The organism is Plantactinospora mayteni (genome assembly GCF_016862935.1).
GTDB classification, from domain to species: domain Bacteria; phylum Actinomycetota; class Actinomycetes; order Mycobacteriales; family Micromonosporaceae; genus Plantactinospora; species Plantactinospora mayteni.
In genome coordinates this window covers 143,542-159,875 of the sequence record NZ_BONX01000009.1, presented here as the reverse complement: position 1 = coordinate 159,875, position 16,334 = coordinate 143,542, and the positions used below count along the sequence as shown (strand labels likewise).

Sequence of the window (16,334 nt, the reverse complement as noted above, 5' to 3'; positions counted from 1 at the left end):
GGGATTCTGCGCGCTCCTCCGACGCCGGCACGGGAACTGGCAACCGGCCGAACCTCTGGCCCAGACGGAAGTGAGCAGCAGATGGCGGAGACGACGAGCGGCGGCACCGGGGCGACGGCCCAGATCGGGGTCACCGGGCTGGCGGTGATGGGCCGCAACCTGGCCCGCAACCTGGCCCGGCACGGTCACCGGGTGGCGGTGCACAACCGGTCGCCGGAGCGGACCCGGAGCCTGGTCGCCGAGCACGGGGACGAGGGGACGTTCGTGCCGAGCGAGTCGCTGGCCGACTTCGTCGCCTCCCTGGAGCGGCCCCGCGCCGTCATCGTGATGGTGAAGGCGGGCCGGCCCACCGACGACGTCATCGACGAGCTGATCCCGCTGCTCGAACCCGACGACATCGTCATCGACTGCGGCAACGCCCACTTCGCCGACACCCGGCGGCGGGAGGAGGCGCTGCGCGAGCACGGGCTGCACTTCGTCGGCACCGGTGTCTCCGGCGGCGAGGAGGGCGCGCTGCTCGGGCCGAGCATCATGCCCGGCGGTTCGGTGGAGGCGTACCGGAAACTCGGGCCGATCTTCGAGTCGATCGCCGCGGTGGTCGACGGGTCGCCGTGCTGCGCACACATCGGGCCGGACGGCGCCGGCCACTTCGTCAAGATGGTGCACAACGGCATCGAGTACGCCGACATGCAGCTCATCGCCGAGGCGTACGACCTGCTCCGGGAGCGGCTGGGTGCGACACCGGCCGAGATCGGCAAGATCTTCGCCGGCTGGAACGAGGGCGACCTGGAGTCGTTCCTGATCGAGATCACCGCAGACGTGCTCGGGCACGTCGACGCCGGCACCGGCAGGGCGTTCGTCGACATCGTCCAGGACCAGGCCGAGCAGAAGGGCACCGGCCGGTGGACGGTGCAGAGCGCGCTCGACCTCGGGGTGCCGATCACCGGGATCGCCGAGGCGACGTTCGCCCGCTCGCTCTCCGGGCACGCCGACCAGCGCGCCGCCGCAACCCGCGCGTACGCCGACGCGGGCGGGGAGACGCCGACCGATGACGTCGACCGGGACGCCTTCGTGGAGGACGTCCGCAAGGCGCTGTACGCCTCGAAGATCGTCGCCTACGCGCAGGGCTTCGACCAGATCCGGGCCGGTAGTCAGGAGTACGGCTGGGACATCGACCCGGCGGCGCTGGCCACCATCTGGCGCGGCGGCTGCATCATCCGGGCCCGTTTCCTCAACCGCATCCGGGAGGCGTACGACGCCGACGCGCAGTTGCCGACCCTGCTGGTGGCGCCCTACTTCGTGCGGGGGGTCGCCGAGAGCGTCGCCAGTTGGCGGCGGGTGGTCAGCTACGCCGCGCAGGCCGGGGTACCCGCCCCCGCCTTCGGCTCCTCGCTCTCCTACTACGACGGCCTGCGCCGGGACCGGCTGCCGGCCGCGCTGATCCAGGGGCTGCGGGACCACTTCGGCGCGCACACCTACCAGCGGGTCGACACCGAGGGCAGCTTCCACACCCGGTGGGCCGGCGACCGCGCCGAGTCCCCGGCCTGACGGCCGGCCGCCACCGGGTTCAGCGATCAGCGACGCCGGGTCCGGCTCACCGGGTCAGCCGGGCCCGGCGTTGACGACCGCGACCAGCACGACAAGCGCGACCAGTACCAACCCGGCCAGGATTCCGGTCCAGACCAGCCCGGCCGTGCCGGTCCAGAACCGACCGCCCGGGGGGACCGGCTCCACCCCGGGCTGGGTCGGGGCTGGCGGCGGCACCACCACCACGGCCCGGGCCGAGGCCGATCCACCGCGAACCGGCCCGCCGGGAGTCGATCCGCCGGGAGTCGGTCGGCCCTGGGCCGGTCCGGACGGCGGCACCGAAGCGGTCTGTGCCGCCGGCCCCGGAACCGGCCGGGGCGGCGGGTCGTCGAGCCGGAGGGCTCCCTCGGCGACCACCGTCTCCGGCTGCTCCAGGGTGCTCGGGGCGACGCCCAGGTCGGCGTGGATCAGCCGGGCGGCCAGCGGAATCCGGCTGGAGCCGCCGACCAGGAAGATCCCGACCAGGTCGGCCGGGTCGAGCCGGGCGGCGGCGATCGTCCGGGCCAGGCAGGTGACCGTCTGCTGGAGCTGCCGGCGGATCAGCGACTCCAGTTCGTCCCGGGTCAGATGCGCCCGCAGGTCCAGCGCCGGCAGGTGCAGTTCGGCACTGGCGGCCCGGGACAGCAGTTCCTTGGCCGTCCGGACGTCGTCGTAGAGGAGTTCCCGCGCCCGGCGCTGGCCCGCGTCGGCCGGGCTCAGCAGGCCGTGCCACCGCTCGGTCCGGCCGCCGGCGTAGCCCCGGCCGAGATGCTCGACGAGGGCGTGGTCGAAGTCCAGCCCGCCCAGGTCGGTCAGGCCCGACTCGGCCAGCACGTCGAAGCCGGCGGCGGTGCGGCGGACCACGGCGGCGTCGAAGGTGCCGCCGCCCAGGTCGTAGACGGCCAGCGCCCGGCCGGGCGGCAGCACCGTGCCGAGTACCGCCGGATAGTAGGCCGCCGCCGCGACCGGCTCGGCGACCAGCCGGGGCGGTGGCAGCCCGGCCGCGCGGGCGGCGGCGACCAGCACCGCACGACGGCGCTCGCCCCACCGGGCCGGATGGGTGAGCCGGACCTCGTCGACCCCGCCGAGCTGCCGGTACGCCTCGGCCGAGACCCGCCGCAGCACCGCGCCGACCAGCTCGGTGACCGGTACCTCCCGGTCGCCGAGCAGCACCGCTCCGTCGTCGATCCGCCGTTTCGGTGCCGGCTCGAACCGGGCCGGGTCGAGCCGGGCCGCCCGAGCCGCGTCCCGGCCGGTCAGCGGCGTGCCGCCCGGGTCGAGGCAGACTCCCGACGGCAGCAGCGGGGTGCCGTCGAAGAGCAGCGGCCGGGCCCGGTCGTCGGCGCCCCGCACCACGGCGACGGTGTTGGAGGTGCCGAAGTCGATGGCGAGCAGCCGCATGGCGAGAACCATACTGAAGCCTCGTCGACCTCCCCGGGCGGAAGCCGGGGCGCCGGCCAGGGTCGAAAACGGCCCACTGCCGGCAAAAGTTCCCGTCGGGCGGGGAAAGGCGCCGCCCACCGGTCACCGGACGGCCAACCGGGCGGGGCATACTACGCAACGTGATCCGGGACTTCGCCTACCTCGACGCGCCGACGCCGCTGGCGTTCGCGCACCGGGGCGGCGCCGCACGCGGTGACGAGAACACCACCGAGGCGTTCGCCCGGGCGGTCCAGCTCGGCTACCGGTACGTCGAGACCGACGTGCACGCCACCGCCGACGAGGTGTCGGTGGTCTTCCACGACTCGACACTGCACCGGATGACCGGGGAGCACGGCCGGATCGCCGGGCTGCGCTGGGCGGACCTGAAGACGATCCGGATCGGCGGGGCGGCGGCGGTGCCCCGGCTCGATGACGTACTCGCCGCCTGGCCACAGATCCGGTTCAACGTCGACGTGAAGGCCGACGACGCGGTCACGCCGACCGTGCGTACCGTCGACCGGGCCGGGGCCGGCGACCGGGTGCTGCTCGCCTCGTTCAGCGACACCCGGCTGGCCCGGCTGCGGATCCTGGCCGGGCCGAAGATCGCCACCTCGCTCGGGCTGCGCGGGGTGGCCCGGGTACGGCTCGCCTCGCTGGCCAACCGGCGGCTGGTACTGCCGCCGACGGTGGTCGCCGCCCAGGTGCCGGTCCGCTACCGGGGGATCAAGGTGGTCGATCGGCGGTTCGTCGACTTCGTGCACCGGCTCGGGCTCCAGGTGCACGTCTGGACCATCGACGAAGTCACCGAGATGAACGAGTTACTCGACCTCGGTGTGGATGGCATCATGACCGATCACGTCGACGTGCTGCGCGAGGCGTACCAGAGCCGCGGTCACTGGCCGTCCGATCGGTAGGTCGGCCGGACCAGGCCGCCCCCGATACCGAAGGACCGACATGGCCGAGACCATCCCCGCGACGGCGCCGGAGGCGCCACCCAGCACCCGGCACGAACGGGTCGGCTGGTACTTCTACGACTGGGCGAACTCGGCGTTCAACACGACGGTGATCACCGTCTTCCTGGGCCCGTACCTGACCTCGATCGCGAAGTCGGCCGCTGGCTGTGCCTCCGACGACCCGTGTCGGGGCGGGCGGGTCAGCTTGCTCGGCATCGACATCGCGCCCGGCTCGCTCTTTCCGTACATGGTCTCGCTGTCGGTGTTCCTGACCGTCTTCGTACTGCCGCTGGTCGGTGCCGTCGCCGACCGGTCGCCGCGCAAGAAGGAGATGCTGGCGCTCTTCGCCTACATCGGCTCGGCGGCCACCGTCGGGCTGCTGTTCCTGACCGGCGACCGCTACCTGCTCGGCGCCGGGCTGTTCCTGATCGCCAACATCTCCTACGGGGCGAGCATCGTCGTCTACTACTCGTTCCTGCCGCAGATAGCCGGGCCGGAGGAACGGGACAGCGTCTCCAGCATCGGCTGGGCGATCGGCTACATCGGCGGCGGCCTGCTGCTGGCGATCAACGTCGCGGCGGTGCTGTTCAAGGACTCGCTCGGGCTGGACACCGGCGAGGTCGCCCGGTACAGCATGGTGTCGGCGGGCATCTGGTGGGCGGCGTTCACCACCATCCCGCTGATCCGGCTGCGTAACCGGCCGCCGGTCGCCGGCCCGGCACAGGGACCGGTACTGCTCGACGGGTTCCGCCAGCTCTGGCACACCCTGCGCAGCCTCAAGGCGTACCCGTTGACGTTGTTCTTCCTGGTCGCCTACCTGGTCTACAACGACGGCATCCAGACGGTGATCTCGCTGTCGGCGGTGTACGGCACCGAGGAGCTGAAGCTCTCCGACGACGTACTCGTGCCGACCATCCTGATGGTGCAGTTCCTGGCCTTCTTCGGCGCGCTCGGCATGGGCGCGCTGGCGAAGCGGATCGGCGCCTGGAAGACCATCCTGGTCAGCCTGGTGCTCTGGACGGTGGTGCTGGCGGTCGCGTTCCGACTGCCGGCCAACCAGGCGCTGCCGTTCGTACTGCTCGGTGGCGGGATCGGCATCGTGCTCGGCGGCAGCCAGGCGCTGAGCCGGTCGCTCTTCAGCCAGTTGATCCCGAAGGGCAAGGAGGCGGAGTACTTCGGGCTCTACGAGATCTCCGACAAGGGCACGAGCTGGCTCGGGCCGCTGCTGTTCGGGCTGGCGTACGGGATGACCGAGAGCTACCGGGTGGCGATCATCTCGCTGCTGGCGTTCTTCGTGATCGGGTTCGTGTTGCTGGCCGCCGTACCGATCCGGCGGGCGATCGTCGCCGCCGGCAACACCCCGCCGGAACGCCTCTGACCGGCGGCTTCGTCGGCCCGGACAGCCAGCCTGTCCGGGCCGACCGGGCCAATCGGGGGCACGATCTGGCCTAGGGTGGGCCCGGGGCGTTAGCCGGGCAGGAGGCGCGGGATGGAGCCGATCGAGGTGGCCGCCGGTACGGCACTGGTCGGCGCGATGGCCGGTGCCGGCTGGCCGGTGGCCCGGGCCGAGGTGGTGGCGTTCTGGCGGCGGGTCCGGCCGGCGGAGGCGGACGACGCGGCCACCGAGCTGGCCGAGGTACGCGCCGAGGTCCTCGCCGCCCGCCAGGCCGGCGACCCCGCCCTGGAACGCACCCTCGCCGACACCTGGCAGCAGAGGTTGCGGACCCTGGTGCAGGGCGACCCGACCCTCGCCGCTGACCTGCGGAATCTCGTCGACCAGCATCTCGTGCCGGCGCTGTCGGCGGACGAGCGGGCCCGGATCACCGGCCGGCCACCGGGCGGGGATTCCGGACCGAGCTGAGTCGCGACCCGACCGAGCTGAGTCACCGCCGCTCCGGGCTGAGTCGCGGCCCGGCGGAGATCGGCGACCAGAGTGGTCAACGACACGGCGGGTCGAACCGGAAACGCCTGGTGGCCTAGGCTCCCCGACCGTGACCGACGACAGCCGCACCAGCCGTACCCTGTCCGCCGGCGACGAATCCGCTCTCGCCCAGGCGTGTTTCGCCGCCGGCGACGGCCGGTTACGTCAGGGCGCCGCCCTCAAGTTCTTCTGGGGACCGATGGACTGTGGCAAGTCGACCATGGCCTTGCAGATGAACTACAACCACGCCCGGCAGGGTCGGCGTGGACTGGTACTGACCAGGATCGACCGTTCCCTCGGCCCGCAGATCACCACCCGGATCGGTCTGGCGCACGAGGCCATCGAGGTCACCGACGACCTCGACCTCTGTGAACTCGTGAAGGGCCGGTGGGCCGACGGCGACCGGCTGGACTACCTGATCTGCGACGAGGCGTGCTTCTACACGGTGCGGCACGTGGAGCAGATGGCCGAGCTGGTCGACTGCTACGACGTGGACGTCTTCGCGTTCGGCCTGGCCAGCGATTTCCGGTCCTGCCTGTTCCCGGCCGCGCAGCGGCTCTTCGAGCTTGCCGACGAGGTGTCCCGGATCCAGGTCGAGGTGCTCTGCTGGTGTGGACGCCCGGGGCAGCTCAACGCCCGGGTGGTCGGCGGCGCGGTGGCCCGGCACGGCGAGCAGGTGGTCATCGGGGACACCGTCGAGGCGGCCGAGGTGCGCTACCAGGTGCTCTGCCGGCGACACTTCCGCTCCGGCGACCTGGGCGACAACCGCTGAGCGACCGGTACCGGCCCCGGTCCGACGGCGCCGGCCGTGCGACCGGGCTCAGAACGGGTCGCCGCAGACCAGCCACTGGTCACCGTCCTTGATCATCGGCATCTCCCGCCGGTCCACCGCACCGGACCGGCGGGTCAGCTTCGCTGTCGCGGTCGCCCGGAGCTGGCCCTGGTCGCTCGCGACGCTGACGTCGTCGATGGCGTACCGGGTGATCGTCGGTGGTACGGAGAGCCGTCGCTCGAACTCCTCCCGGCTCCACCGCTCGCGGGTGTCGACGCAGAGCCGGTCGTAGGCGCCGCCCGGGTCGCCGCTGGTCACGTCCTGGAGGAACGCCTCCGCCGCCTCCTGGGCCGCGCCGGAGGACTGCCGGAGGTGCTGGAAGTTCCAGGCCCCGAGGCCGGCCGCGCCGACACAGCAGACGAAGAGGCCGGCCGCGACCACCGACAGCACGCCCCGGAGCCGGCGCGGTCGCCGTGCCCCACCTCCGCCGGGCAGCTCGTAGGCCATGCCACCGACGGTAGATAGCCGGCCCGCCCGGCGGGTGCCGAACCGGCCGGGTTCGCCGTCGACACCGGCCGGGTTCGGCATCGACACCGGCCGGGTTCGGCATCGATCGACCATGATCGGCTTGGGCGGTGCCACCGGCCGGCCGCCGTGGTCTACGGTCGGGACCATCCCCGCCAGCCTCGCCGGCATCCCGGCCGGCCCTCGCCCCCGAGGACGACGAACATGCAGCGCTACGTCCAGGTGGTCCCGGTACCCGCCGACCCGTACGTCAGCGACCGGCTGCTGCGGTCCTGGCTGGACCGCCAGCTCGGCCCGGACGGGCACGCCAAGGTGGCGGACCGGCTGGCCGCGCTCGCCACCGACGTCACCGGTCCGCTGCGGGCCGCGCACGCCGACGCCGAGGCACACCCGCCGACCCTGGTCCGTTACGGCCCGTGGGGAGCCCGGATCGACCGGATCGAGACCTCCGCCGGCTGGCAGGCCCAGCGCGCGGCGGCAGCCCGACACGCCGTGGTCGCGCTGCCGTACCTGGCGGAGGCCCGGGGCACCTGGGGAGCGGCGGCCCGGGTCGTCCAGCACGCCCTGCTGCACCTCTACGGTCCGGAGTCGGCCACCTTCTCCTGCCCGGTGGCGATGAGCGACGGCGCCGCCGCGCTGCTCGCCCGCCCCGAGGTCGATCCGGCGGTACGCGACGCCTGGCTGCCCCGGCTCACCGCCACCGACCCGGCCGTGGCGGTGAGCAGCGGGCAGTGGATGACCGAGTCGCAGGGCGGCTCCGACCTGGCCGGGTCGACCACCACCGGCCGACCCGCCGCAGACGGCTCCTGGCGGCTCACCGGGGAGAAGTGGTTCTGTTCGGCCGCCGACGCGGAGCTGGCGGTCGCGCTGGCCCGCCCGGAGGGCGCCGGTCGGGGCAGCCGGGTGCTGGTGCCGTTCCTGATCCCGCGCTATGCCGCCGACTCGCCACTGGCCGGGCCGGGTGCCGACCGGTACGCCCCGGCGCCGGGGATCACCGTGCACCGGCTCAAGGACAAGCTCGGTACCCGGGCACTGCCGACCGCCGAGATCGGGCTGCACGACGCGTACGCCTGGCCGCTCGGGGACCCGTCCGGGCCGGGTCTGAGCCGGGCGATGACCCTGGTCGTGGTGACCCGGCTGCACAACGCGGCAGCGGCTGCCGCCGGGATGCGCCGAGGACTCGCGTACGCCCGGGCGTACGCCGACGCCCGTCAGGTGGCCGGCGGACGGTTGAGTACCTCACCCCTGCACCGGGCCACCCTCGGCACCCTGGCGGTGGACGCGGCCGGGGCGTTCGTACTGGCCGGGCACGCGTTCGCGCTGCTCGGCCGGGTCGAGGTGGGCTCGGATCCGGCCGCCACGGCCGAGCTGCGGATCGTGGCGCCGCTGGCCAAACTCGCCACCGGACGGCTGGCGGTCTCCTCGGCCAGCGAGTACGTCGAGTGCTTCGGCGGTGCCGGATACGTCGAGGACACCGGGATACCCCGGCTGCTGCGGGACGCCCAGGTGCTGCCGATCTGGGAGGGCACCACCAACGTGCTCGCGCTGGACGTGCTCCGGGCGGTCCTCCGGGAGGACGCCGCCACGCCACTGCTGGCCCGGCTGGACGCCGCCACCGACACCGCCCGACGGCTGCACCCGGCGCTGGCCGACGCGCTCGCCGGCACGGCGGCGGAGCTGCGCGACTCGATCGCCGAGGTGACTCCGGAGTCGGTCGCGGTACTGGCCGGGGCGCGCGGGCTGGCGCTGCGAATGGCGTACGCGCTGGCCACCGCCCTGCTGGTCGAGCAGGCGGCCGGCGGCGACGAGGCGGCGGAGGTGGCCGCCCGGCTCTGGGCGCGGCGCTGGCTGCGCGGCGCGGACATCGCGGCGGAGGCGCACCACGAACTGGACCTGCTCTGCTGACCCGCCCAGCGCCCAGGTCCCCGCCAACATCCGGGGTCGGTCGGGGCGCCGTACCTGACAGGAGGTGTCAGGTACGGCCGGCAGGCTGGCCGGCATGGAAAAGATCGGCGACCTCATCATGGTCAACCTGGACAGCCCGGATCCCCGCGCGCACGCCGAGTTCTACTCGCGGGCGCTCGGCTGGGAGGTCACCGCCAGCGCTGCCGAGTACGCGATGATCAGCGACGGGCACGCCTCGCTCGGTTTCGGGCTGGTCGAGGGCTACCAGCCGCCGGCCTGGCCGGACAGCTCCGGCGGCAAGCGCTACCACCTCGACCTCTACGTCGACGACCTGGACAAGGCCGAGGCGGCCTGCCGCGAAGCCGGTGCCGCGCGGCCCGACTTCCAGCCCGGCGGTGACCGGTGGCGGGTGCTCACCGACCCGGCCGGGCAGCCGTTCTGCATCTGCCTGCGGGCATCGGACTGAGCAACCACCACCCGCGTGCTGGCCCGCCGCCTCAACTCCGGCGGCGGGCCCGGGCCGCCCAGATCGCGTACGCCGGGTCCCGGTCCAGGTTGTGCCGGTCCCGGTCGTACCGCCGGGTGGTGCGCGGATCGGCGTGCCCCATCGCGTCCTGCACGTCCTCCAGCGGCACCCCCTCGGCACGGGCCGAGGTGGCGAAGGCGTGCCGCAGCGAGTGCGGGGAGAGCCGTTCCCAGGCCGGAATGCCCGCCACCCGAGCCAGCCGCCGGACGAGCCGGAACACGGCGTGCCGGTCGAGCCGGTTGCCGGTGGCGGTCACCAGCAGCGCGCCGGTCAACTGCTCCACCGACCGCCCCGTCACGATCGCGCGGGCCGCCAGGTAGGCGTCCACCGCGTACGCCGAACTCGGGGTCAGCGCCCGACGGCGGGCCCGGCCGCCCTTGCCGACGAACCGCACGCTGCGGTGCCCCCGCTCCTGGCCCAGGTCGGACAGGTCCAGCGAGACCAACTCGCCGACCCGCAGCCCGAGATCGGCGAGGAGGGCCAGCACCACCCGGTTGCGCAGCGCGTTGGGGCCGGTGTCGGCCTCGGCGGCGGCGAGCAGCGCGTCGACCTCGTCCGAGGTCAGGCCCACGGTGGCGGAGTGGTCGCGGTCGACCCGGGGCCGGTCGGCACCGGAGACCGGGTTGCCCGGCACCACCCCGAGCTTGCCGAGGAACGTGTACCAGCTCGACAGCGCGGAGAGCTTCCGGGCCACCGTGGCCGCGGTCAGCGGCCGGCCGCTGCGCGGGTCGACGCTCGACTCCAACTCCCGGGCGTACGTGTTGACGTCCAGGAACGTCGCGCCGAGCGGGTCGAGTTCCCGGCCGGCGCACCAGCCGAGCCAGCCGGCGATGTCCCGCCGGTACGCGGCCCGGGTGTGCTCGGACAACCGACGGTTACGCAGCCAGGCGTCGGTGAAGTCGGCCGGAGCGGAGGTCGGCGCCGGTCGGGTCGCCGCCCGGCGAACCAGGGTGGATCGGGACACGCGAGAAAGTTTTTCAGACCATTCGCCCGAGACCCCGCCAGACGCGCCCGGCGATCTCCAACTCTCGGAAATACCGGGATAATCTTGCTCGGGTGCGCGCCAGCCGACTCGTCTCGCTGCTCCTGCTGTTGCAGGCCCGGGGGCGGATGACGGCGCAGGAACTCTCCACCGCGCTGGAGGTGTCGGTCCGGACGGTCTACCGGGACGTCGAGTCGCTCGGCGCCGCCGGAGTACCCGTCTACGCCGACCGCGGCCCGGCCGGCGGCTACCAGTTGCTCGACGGCTACCGGACCCGGCTGACCGGGCTCACCACCGACGAGGCGGAGGCGCTGTTCCTGGCCGGCATGCCCGGCCCGGCCGCCGAACTCGGCCTGGGCCCGGTACTGGCCGGCGCCGAGCTGAAACTGCTCGCCGCGCTCCCAGCCGAGCTGGGCGGCCGGGCCGCCCGGGCCCGCGACCGGTTCCACCTGGACGCGCCGGGCTGGTTCCGCGACGCCGAGCCGACCCCGTACCTGGCCGCGCTCGCCGACGCGGTGTGGCGGGAGCGCATGGTCGAGATCCGGTACCGCCGCTGGAAGGCGCCCCGGGAGGTGACCCGGCGGCTCGCACCGCTGGGTGTGGTGCTCAAGGCGGGCCGGTGGTATCTGGTGGCCGGAGCCGGTGACGAGCCCCGGGCCTACCGGATCGGCAGCGTGCTGGAGCTGACGGTGCTGGACGAGACCTTCGGCCGGCCGGACGACTTCGACCTGGCCGCCTTCTGGCACACCTGGAGCCGCCGCTACGAGGAGAGCGTCTACCGGGCCACCGCGACGGTACGGCTGACCGAGGCGGCACTGGACCTGATGCCGTTCGTCTTCCCGCCGGCGATGTCCCGGGCGGCGCGGGCCGTGGCCGGACCGGTCGACAACGCCGGCTGGCGGTACACGGCCGTGCCGATCGAGTCGGTCCGGCACGGGCACATCGAACTGTTGAAGCTCGGCGCCGACGTCGAGGTACTCGCTCCGGCCGAGCTGCGGGCGACGTTCGTGGCCACCGCCCGGTCGATGGCCGACCGGTACCGGATCGCACCGCACCGACTGGATCTCGCATCCGACGGACCGGCGCCGCTCCCCCGGACGGCCGACGGGTAGCTCCGTGCCTGCGGCTCCGGCGGCCGACCCCCGACTTCAGTCCGCGGACACGCACAGGGCCTTCGCGGCGACAGCATTGCCGCGAAGGCCCTGTGCGTTGCACCCGTCGGCTCGCCGCCCGGGATCACGGGCGGGTTGTCAGGCGAGGGAGACGGCGACCAGGGCGACGGCGGAGCCGCCGAAGACCACCGTGTTGCGGAGGTAGGTCTGGACGCGCACCCAGCGAGGGAAAGCGCCCTCGGCGGCCCGGAGGAAGGGCGCGACCTCGACACGGGTCAGCTCCGGGTCGCCCTTGCGGCGGAAGGCGGCCTGCACGGACTTCACCGCGGTGAGGTTGCTGTAGATGATCGCCACGTTCATCAGCACGACCAGCGAGGAGAAGATCCAGGTCAGTAGCTGGGCCAGGTCGGCGCCGACGAGGTTCAGGGCCGCGGTGGCGGTCATCACCGCGGCGACGGTCACCGGGGCCGCGGTCTCATGGCCGCTGGCGTCGAACCGGATCTTGTTCTCCGCCAGTACCTCGGGGCGGACGTTCTGGCGGCGGAGCTCGGCCTCCGCGGCGGCCTTCGCGACAGGGCCGAAGCGATGGCGGACCACCGGGATGCTGACGAAGGCGACGGCGACGAGTAGCTGCATGACGGCGGCGAGGGTGTTCATTGGACTCTCCTTCACTTGCACTTAGTTCAACCGTCTGGCGGGAACGACCGTAGCCGGCAAGTTGAACAAAGTGCAAGAGCTATCTTGAACTTTGTGCAAGACACTGCGTACCGTGTCGGTCATGCCACGCGACACCCTCACCCGGGACCAGATCGTCCACACCGCCGTCGCGCTCCTGGACGCCGAGGGCCTCGAGGGCCTGAACATGCGCGCCTTGGGCAAGCGACTCGACTCCGCCGCCACGGCTGTGTACTGGCACGTCAAGAACAAGGACAACCTCGTCCTGCTCGCCACCGACCAGGTGTGGGGCGAACTCGAGCTGCCCGACCTGGACGCGGTCGACTGGCGCACCGCGACCACCGCCATGGCCGTCGACCTGTACGGGATGTTCACCCGGCACCCCTGGCTGGTGCAGGCATTCGCCGCCCACGTCCTCTACGGCGAGGGCAAGGCCCGCCACGACGACCACAGCCTCGCCGTCTACGAGGCCGCCGGCTTCACCCGCGACCAGGCCGACCAGGCCGCCTCCGCCGTGTTCACCTACGTCCTCGGCAACGCGGCCGGCGTCGCCGCGACCGCCTCGCTCACCCGGAAACTCACCCGGGACGACACCGCCGCCGAAGAACAGTTCCAGGACGCCATGGCCAAGGCCCAGGAGATCGCCATGCGCTACCCGCACCTACGCGCCCGCCTGGAGACCCCGGCGGCGGCCACCTACGCCGCCGCCCCGGACCAGGCATTCGAGGTCGGCCTCCAGATCCTCCTCGACGGCCTGGAGCAGCAAGTCGCCGCATAGCCCGGCCGGCCGAGCGGGTCCGGAGCAGGGTCAACCCAGCCGCTTCTCGAACCAGTGGTCGGCGTACGGGTCCGTCGAGTAGGCCGGCACCTCCCGGTAGCCGTGCCTGGCGTACAGCGCCCGGGCCTCCACCAGGTCGTGCCGGGTGTCCAGCCGCATCGTCGTCGCACCGTGCGCCGCAGCGGCCTCCTCCACGGCGGCGAGCAGTCGCGCCCCGCCCCCGCGCCGTCGCGCGCCGGGCCGGACGAACACCCGGGTCACCTCGGCGTACGGCAGGGCGCCGAGCCGTACGCCGACACAGCCGGCCGGCCCGCCGGCGTACCAGCCGACCAGGAAGAGCCCGGTCGGCGGGGTCAGGTCGTCGCTCGGCTCGTCCGCCAGCACCTGGTCGATCTCGGTGTCGTCGGCCGGCCGGCGGTGGTACCGGCTGACGATCTCGGTGTAGTAGTCACGCAGCAGGGCGCTCGCCACCGGACCGTCGACGGGCTCGGCGCGGACTGTCCAGCCCAGGGTCAGGATGTCTCCCACCCGGTCAGTCTGACCGTCGCGTCCAGCGGTTTTCCCCGCTCCAAGCAGGCGGTCAGCGCGGCGTGGCGGCCGGTCAGCGGACGGCCGTGACCGGCTCGGGTTCCGGTGCGGCCTCCGGACGGGTGGCGACGAGCCGGCGTACCCCGGGGACCGCGGCGGTGCCCAGGCAGGCCACCGCGACCGCGACCGCGGAGAATGCCAGCGGAACGGCCGGCGACCAGGCATCGGCGGCGAGCGGCGCGAGCGCGTACCCGAGGGGCATCGCGGCGAGGGAGAGCAGCCAGTCGTACGAGGTGACCCGGGCGAGTACGTGCGGCGGGACCTCCGCCTGGACGACGGTCTCCCAGACCGGGTTGAGGAAGCCGAGGGCGGCCAGCGCGACGCCGTACGAGACCACCACGGTCCACGGTGGAGCGGCCACCGCGAACAGGGTGAGCGGGAGCGCGTACGTGGCCAGGCCCAGGTTCGCCACCAGGATCGGCCGGCGCAGCCGGGCCCGCCCGGCCAGCAGCGAGCCGACCAGCAGGCCGACGGCACCCGCCTCCAGCACCAGTACCCAGACACCCTCGCCGCCCAGCCGGTCGATCGCCACCGCCGGGCCGAGGGTGACCAGTACCGCCGCCACCCCGTTCCAGACCGCGTGCGCGACCAGACTGGTCCAGTACCAGTCGCGGGAGCGGACCTCGGACCAGCCCTCCCGCAGGTCGGCGAGGAGCGAGCGGCGTTCCACAGTGGTGCGGCGTACCCGGAGCACGGCCAGCAGGGCGGCGCTGACCGCGAAGCTGGCACCGTCGAGCACGAACGCCCAGCCGGGGCCGGCGGCCCAGATCAACGCGCCGGCCAGCGCCGGTCCGGCCAGGCTGGTGGCGCTGCGGGCGGCGCCGAGCGCGGCGTTGGCCCGCTGCCGGCCGGATGCGTCGACCACCCCGGCGACCAGCGGTGAGGTGGTGGGCATCGCGAAGGCGGACGCGACCCCACCGACCGCCGAGGCGATGGCGATCGACAGCAGGGTCGGTTCGCCGCCGAGCAGCTCGACACCGACGAAGACCTGGGTGGCGCAGCGGACCAGGTCGCTGCCGATGGCCACGATCCGGGGGTCTACCCGGTCGGCGAGCACGCCGCCGAGGGGTAGCAGCAGCAGTCTCGGCACCATCGCACAGCCGAGCACCAGGGCCAGCGCGGAGCTGGAACCGGTGGCCCGCAGTACGGCGAGAGCGAGCGCGGCCGGGATGACGGCGTCGCCGAGCGCGGAGAGCGTACGGCCGAGGAAGAGCAACTGGAAGGCGCGGAGCCGGAGCGGGTGGGTCACGTCCCGGAGATTATTTCGGAGCCGAACCTTTCGTCAACGAATAATTCCGCTTCGACGTAGAATCCGGGTGTGGACCATCAGGAGGACTGGACCGACGGGCACGTGGCCCGCTGGCTCCCCGTGCTGCCCGCCCTCGACCCGGACGTCGAGGGCGCGGTGACCCGGGCGAAACTGCTGGCCCAGCACCTGCGCCGGGTCCGGGAGAAGTCGCTGGTCGACTTCGACCTCCAGCGGCCCGAGTTCGACACCCTGCACGCGCTCGCCGGCCGGCACGGTCGGGCGGTACCGTCCCAACTCGCCGACGACCTCAACCTGGCGCCACCCTCGGTCACCGCCCGGATCGACGCCCTGGTCGCCCGCGACTTCGTCCGGCGGACCCCGTCGGCCACCGACCGGCGCCGGGTCGACGTCGAGCTGACCGAGCAGGGCCGGGCCGCCTGGCTCGGCGCGATGGACATCCTCGGCGACGAGGAATACCGGCTGCTCGGCACGCTGACCGCAGACGAACGGCGGACCCTCTCCGACCTGCTGCGCCGAGTCATGATCGCCGCCGAGCGACCGCCGACGTCCTGACCGGCACCACTGCCGGGCGGGCCGCGGCAGGCCGAGGTCGTCGAACGCCGGGCGGACGGGTCAGAGCTCGAACAGGTCCCGCAGCGCCTCGCCGATCCGGGCCATGCTCGCGCCGGTCGCCATCCCCACCCGCTCCACCGCCACCGCCGCCGGCACCCGGCGCAGCCGGTTCACCACCACGACCCCGGTCACCGGATCCGTCTCGGCCAGCGGTACCACGAACGGCGGCAGTTCACTGCTGCCGCGCTGCCGGACGATCGGGGCACAGTACGGCGAGGTGGACGGCCGGTCGTTGTGCCCCGCGCCGGAGAGCACGATGACCCGGTGTCTGGCCTGCTGGGTACGGTCGCCGACGGTCCAGATCTCGCCCCGGTTCACGCGGCGCCGGCCAGGTCGGCCCAGCCCGCGTCGACCCGGTCGGCGTAGCGGTCGAAGGCGTCGAGTTCGTCCCGCACCTCCGGGTGCGCGGCCAGCCACGCCTCGTGTTGCGCGGCCGCGGCCCGGAGCGCCTCCTTGCGGGCCGCCCGGTCGATCCAGGCGGACAGGGACAGGCCGTCCTGCTTCGCCGCGGCACGTGCTCGGGCGAGCGTGTCCGGGTTCAGGCTGAGCGTGACCTTGTCTGCCATATCCGGGATCGTACGCCCGGTGGTATCGGCGGAGGTATTCGCGCGCGTGTGTCGGGGCGACACCGCAACCGTGTCGTCGACGCCGGCCAACCCGACCATCGACGGACCGGGTCGCGGCCCAGCGTCCCGATCCGGCGTCCCCGGTCAGGACGGCGGCGAAC

At 73.4% G+C, this 16,334-nt stretch carries 18 protein-coding genes; 10 read left to right on the top strand and 8 right to left on the bottom strand.

Annotated elements, in window-relative coordinates; all coding sequences use genetic code 11:
- Nucleotides 1–81: 81 nt before the first annotated feature.
- A complete protein-coding gene (gene gnd / locus Pma05_RS09025) occupies nucleotides 82–1,548 on the top strand; it encodes an NADP-dependent phosphogluconate dehydrogenase (RefSeq protein WP_203856866.1) in 1,467 nt (488 codons plus the stop codon).
- A 54-nt stretch (nucleotides 1,549–1,602) separates the two neighbouring features.
- Here the strand turns inward: gnd and Pma05_RS09020 are convergent, their stop codons facing one another.
- Nucleotides 1,603–2,967 (bottom strand): Hsp70 family protein, encoded by a 1,365-nt coding sequence (locus Pma05_RS09020; RefSeq protein WP_203856865.1) that lies wholly within the window; start codon nucleotides 2,965–2,967, stop codon nucleotides 1,603–1,605.
- 161 nt (nucleotides 2,968–3,128) lie between these two features.
- Between Pma05_RS09020 and Pma05_RS09015 the strand changes: the two genes are divergently transcribed.
- The 4 genes from Pma05_RS09015 to Pma05_RS09000 all read left to right on the top strand — a co-directional run bounded on the left by Pma05_RS09015 (nucleotide 3,129) and on the right by Pma05_RS09000 (nucleotide 6,634).
- Entirely contained in the window at nucleotides 3,129–3,902 is a 774-nt protein-coding gene (locus Pma05_RS09015; protein WP_203856864.1) for a glycerophosphodiester phosphodiesterase family protein, read from the top strand.
- A gap of 40 nt (nucleotides 3,903–3,942) precedes the next feature.
- Nucleotides 3,943–5,319 (top strand): MFS transporter, encoded by a 1,377-nt coding sequence (locus Pma05_RS09010; protein WP_203856863.1) that lies wholly within the window; start codon nucleotides 3,943–3,945, stop codon nucleotides 5,317–5,319.
- Nucleotides 5,320–5,430: 111 nt separating this feature from the next.
- Entirely contained in the window at nucleotides 5,431–5,802 is a 372-nt protein-coding gene (locus tag Pma05_RS09005; RefSeq protein WP_203856862.1) for a hypothetical protein, read from the top strand.
- Nucleotides 5,803–5,962: 160 nt separating this feature from the next.
- Nucleotides 5,963–6,634: a thymidine kinase gene (locus tag Pma05_RS09000; protein ID WP_372441445.1), complete on the top strand. Its 672-nt coding sequence runs from the start codon at nucleotides 5,963–5,965 to the stop codon at nucleotides 6,632–6,634.
- Nucleotides 6,635–6,682: 48 nt separating this feature from the next.
- Here the strand turns inward: Pma05_RS09000 and Pma05_RS08995 are convergent, their stop codons facing one another.
- Nucleotides 6,683–7,141 carry an Rv0361 family membrane protein gene (locus Pma05_RS08995; RefSeq protein WP_203856861.1) on the bottom strand — a complete coding sequence of 153 codons (459 nt, stop codon included), beginning with the start codon at nucleotides 7,139–7,141 and terminating at the stop codon, nucleotides 6,683–6,685.
- Between the two features lie 222 nt (nucleotides 7,142–7,363).
- On the opposite strand from Pma05_RS08995, the gene Pma05_RS08990 reads away from it, so the two are divergent.
- A complete protein-coding gene (locus tag Pma05_RS08990) occupies nucleotides 7,364–9,064 on the top strand; it encodes an acyl-CoA dehydrogenase family protein (protein ID WP_203856860.1) in 1,701 nt (566 codons plus the stop codon).
- A gap of 94 nt (nucleotides 9,065–9,158) precedes the next feature.
- Nucleotides 9,159–9,530, top strand: a complete 372-nt coding sequence (locus Pma05_RS08985; protein ID WP_239312012.1) for a VOC family protein — start codon at nucleotides 9,159–9,161, stop codon at nucleotides 9,528–9,530.
- A gap of 31 nt (nucleotides 9,531–9,561) precedes the next feature.
- Here the strand turns inward: Pma05_RS08985 and Pma05_RS08980 are convergent, their stop codons facing one another.
- Entirely contained in the window at nucleotides 9,562–10,554 is a 993-nt protein-coding gene (locus tag Pma05_RS08980) for a tyrosine-type recombinase/integrase (protein WP_203856859.1), read from the bottom strand.
- 92 nt (nucleotides 10,555–10,646) lie between these two features.
- On the opposite strand from Pma05_RS08980, the gene Pma05_RS08975 reads away from it, so the two are divergent.
- A complete protein-coding gene (locus Pma05_RS08975; RefSeq protein WP_203856858.1) occupies nucleotides 10,647–11,684 on the top strand; it encodes a helix-turn-helix transcriptional regulator in 1,038 nt (345 codons plus the stop codon).
- Between the two features lie 138 nt (nucleotides 11,685–11,822).
- On the opposite strand, the gene Pma05_RS08970 is transcribed toward Pma05_RS08975, so the two are convergent.
- The gene (locus Pma05_RS08970) at nucleotides 11,823–12,341 is read right to left on the bottom strand and encodes a hypothetical protein (protein ID WP_203856857.1); all 519 of its coding nucleotides are present in this window, start codon (nucleotides 12,339–12,341) and stop codon (nucleotides 11,823–11,825) included.
- A gap of 121 nt (nucleotides 12,342–12,462) precedes the next feature.
- Here Pma05_RS08970 and Pma05_RS08965 point away from each other — a divergent pair, with 121 nt between their 5' ends.
- Nucleotides 12,463–13,137, top strand: coding sequence for a TetR/AcrR family transcriptional regulator C-terminal domain-containing protein (locus Pma05_RS08965; protein ID WP_203856856.1), 675 nt, complete (start codon nucleotides 12,463–12,465; stop codon nucleotides 13,135–13,137).
- Between the two features lie 30 nt (nucleotides 13,138–13,167).
- Here the strand turns inward: Pma05_RS08965 and Pma05_RS08960 are convergent, their stop codons facing one another.
- Together Pma05_RS08960 and Pma05_RS42425 are read right to left on the bottom strand one after the other, a co-directional pair.
- A complete protein-coding gene (locus Pma05_RS08960; RefSeq protein WP_239312010.1) occupies nucleotides 13,168–13,665 on the bottom strand; it encodes a GNAT family N-acetyltransferase in 498 nt (165 codons plus the stop codon).
- 73 nt (nucleotides 13,666–13,738) lie between these two features.
- Nucleotides 13,739–14,974, bottom strand: coding sequence for an MFS transporter (locus Pma05_RS42425; protein ID WP_239312008.1), 1,236 nt, complete (start codon nucleotides 14,972–14,974; stop codon nucleotides 13,739–13,741).
- 69 nt (nucleotides 14,975–15,043) lie between these two features.
- Between Pma05_RS42425 and Pma05_RS08955 the strand changes: the two genes are divergently transcribed.
- Nucleotides 15,044–15,547 (top strand): MarR family winged helix-turn-helix transcriptional regulator, encoded by a 504-nt coding sequence (locus Pma05_RS08955; protein ID WP_203856854.1) that lies wholly within the window; start codon nucleotides 15,044–15,046, stop codon nucleotides 15,545–15,547.
- Between the two features lie 60 nt (nucleotides 15,548–15,607).
- Here the strand turns inward: Pma05_RS08955 and Pma05_RS08950 are convergent, their stop codons facing one another.
- Together Pma05_RS08950 and Pma05_RS08945 are read right to left on the bottom strand one after the other, a co-directional pair.
- The gene (locus Pma05_RS08950; protein WP_203856853.1) at nucleotides 15,608–15,925 is read right to left on the bottom strand and encodes a type II toxin-antitoxin system PemK/MazF family toxin; all 318 of its coding nucleotides are present in this window, start codon (nucleotides 15,923–15,925) and stop codon (nucleotides 15,608–15,610) included.
- Nucleotides 15,922–16,173, bottom strand: coding sequence for a hypothetical protein (locus tag Pma05_RS08945; protein ID WP_203856852.1), 252 nt, complete (start codon nucleotides 16,171–16,173; stop codon nucleotides 15,922–15,924). Before Pma05_RS08945 ends, Pma05_RS08950 begins: the two co-directional genes overlap by 4 nt.
- Between the last annotated feature and the right edge of the window lie 161 nt (nucleotides 16,174–16,334).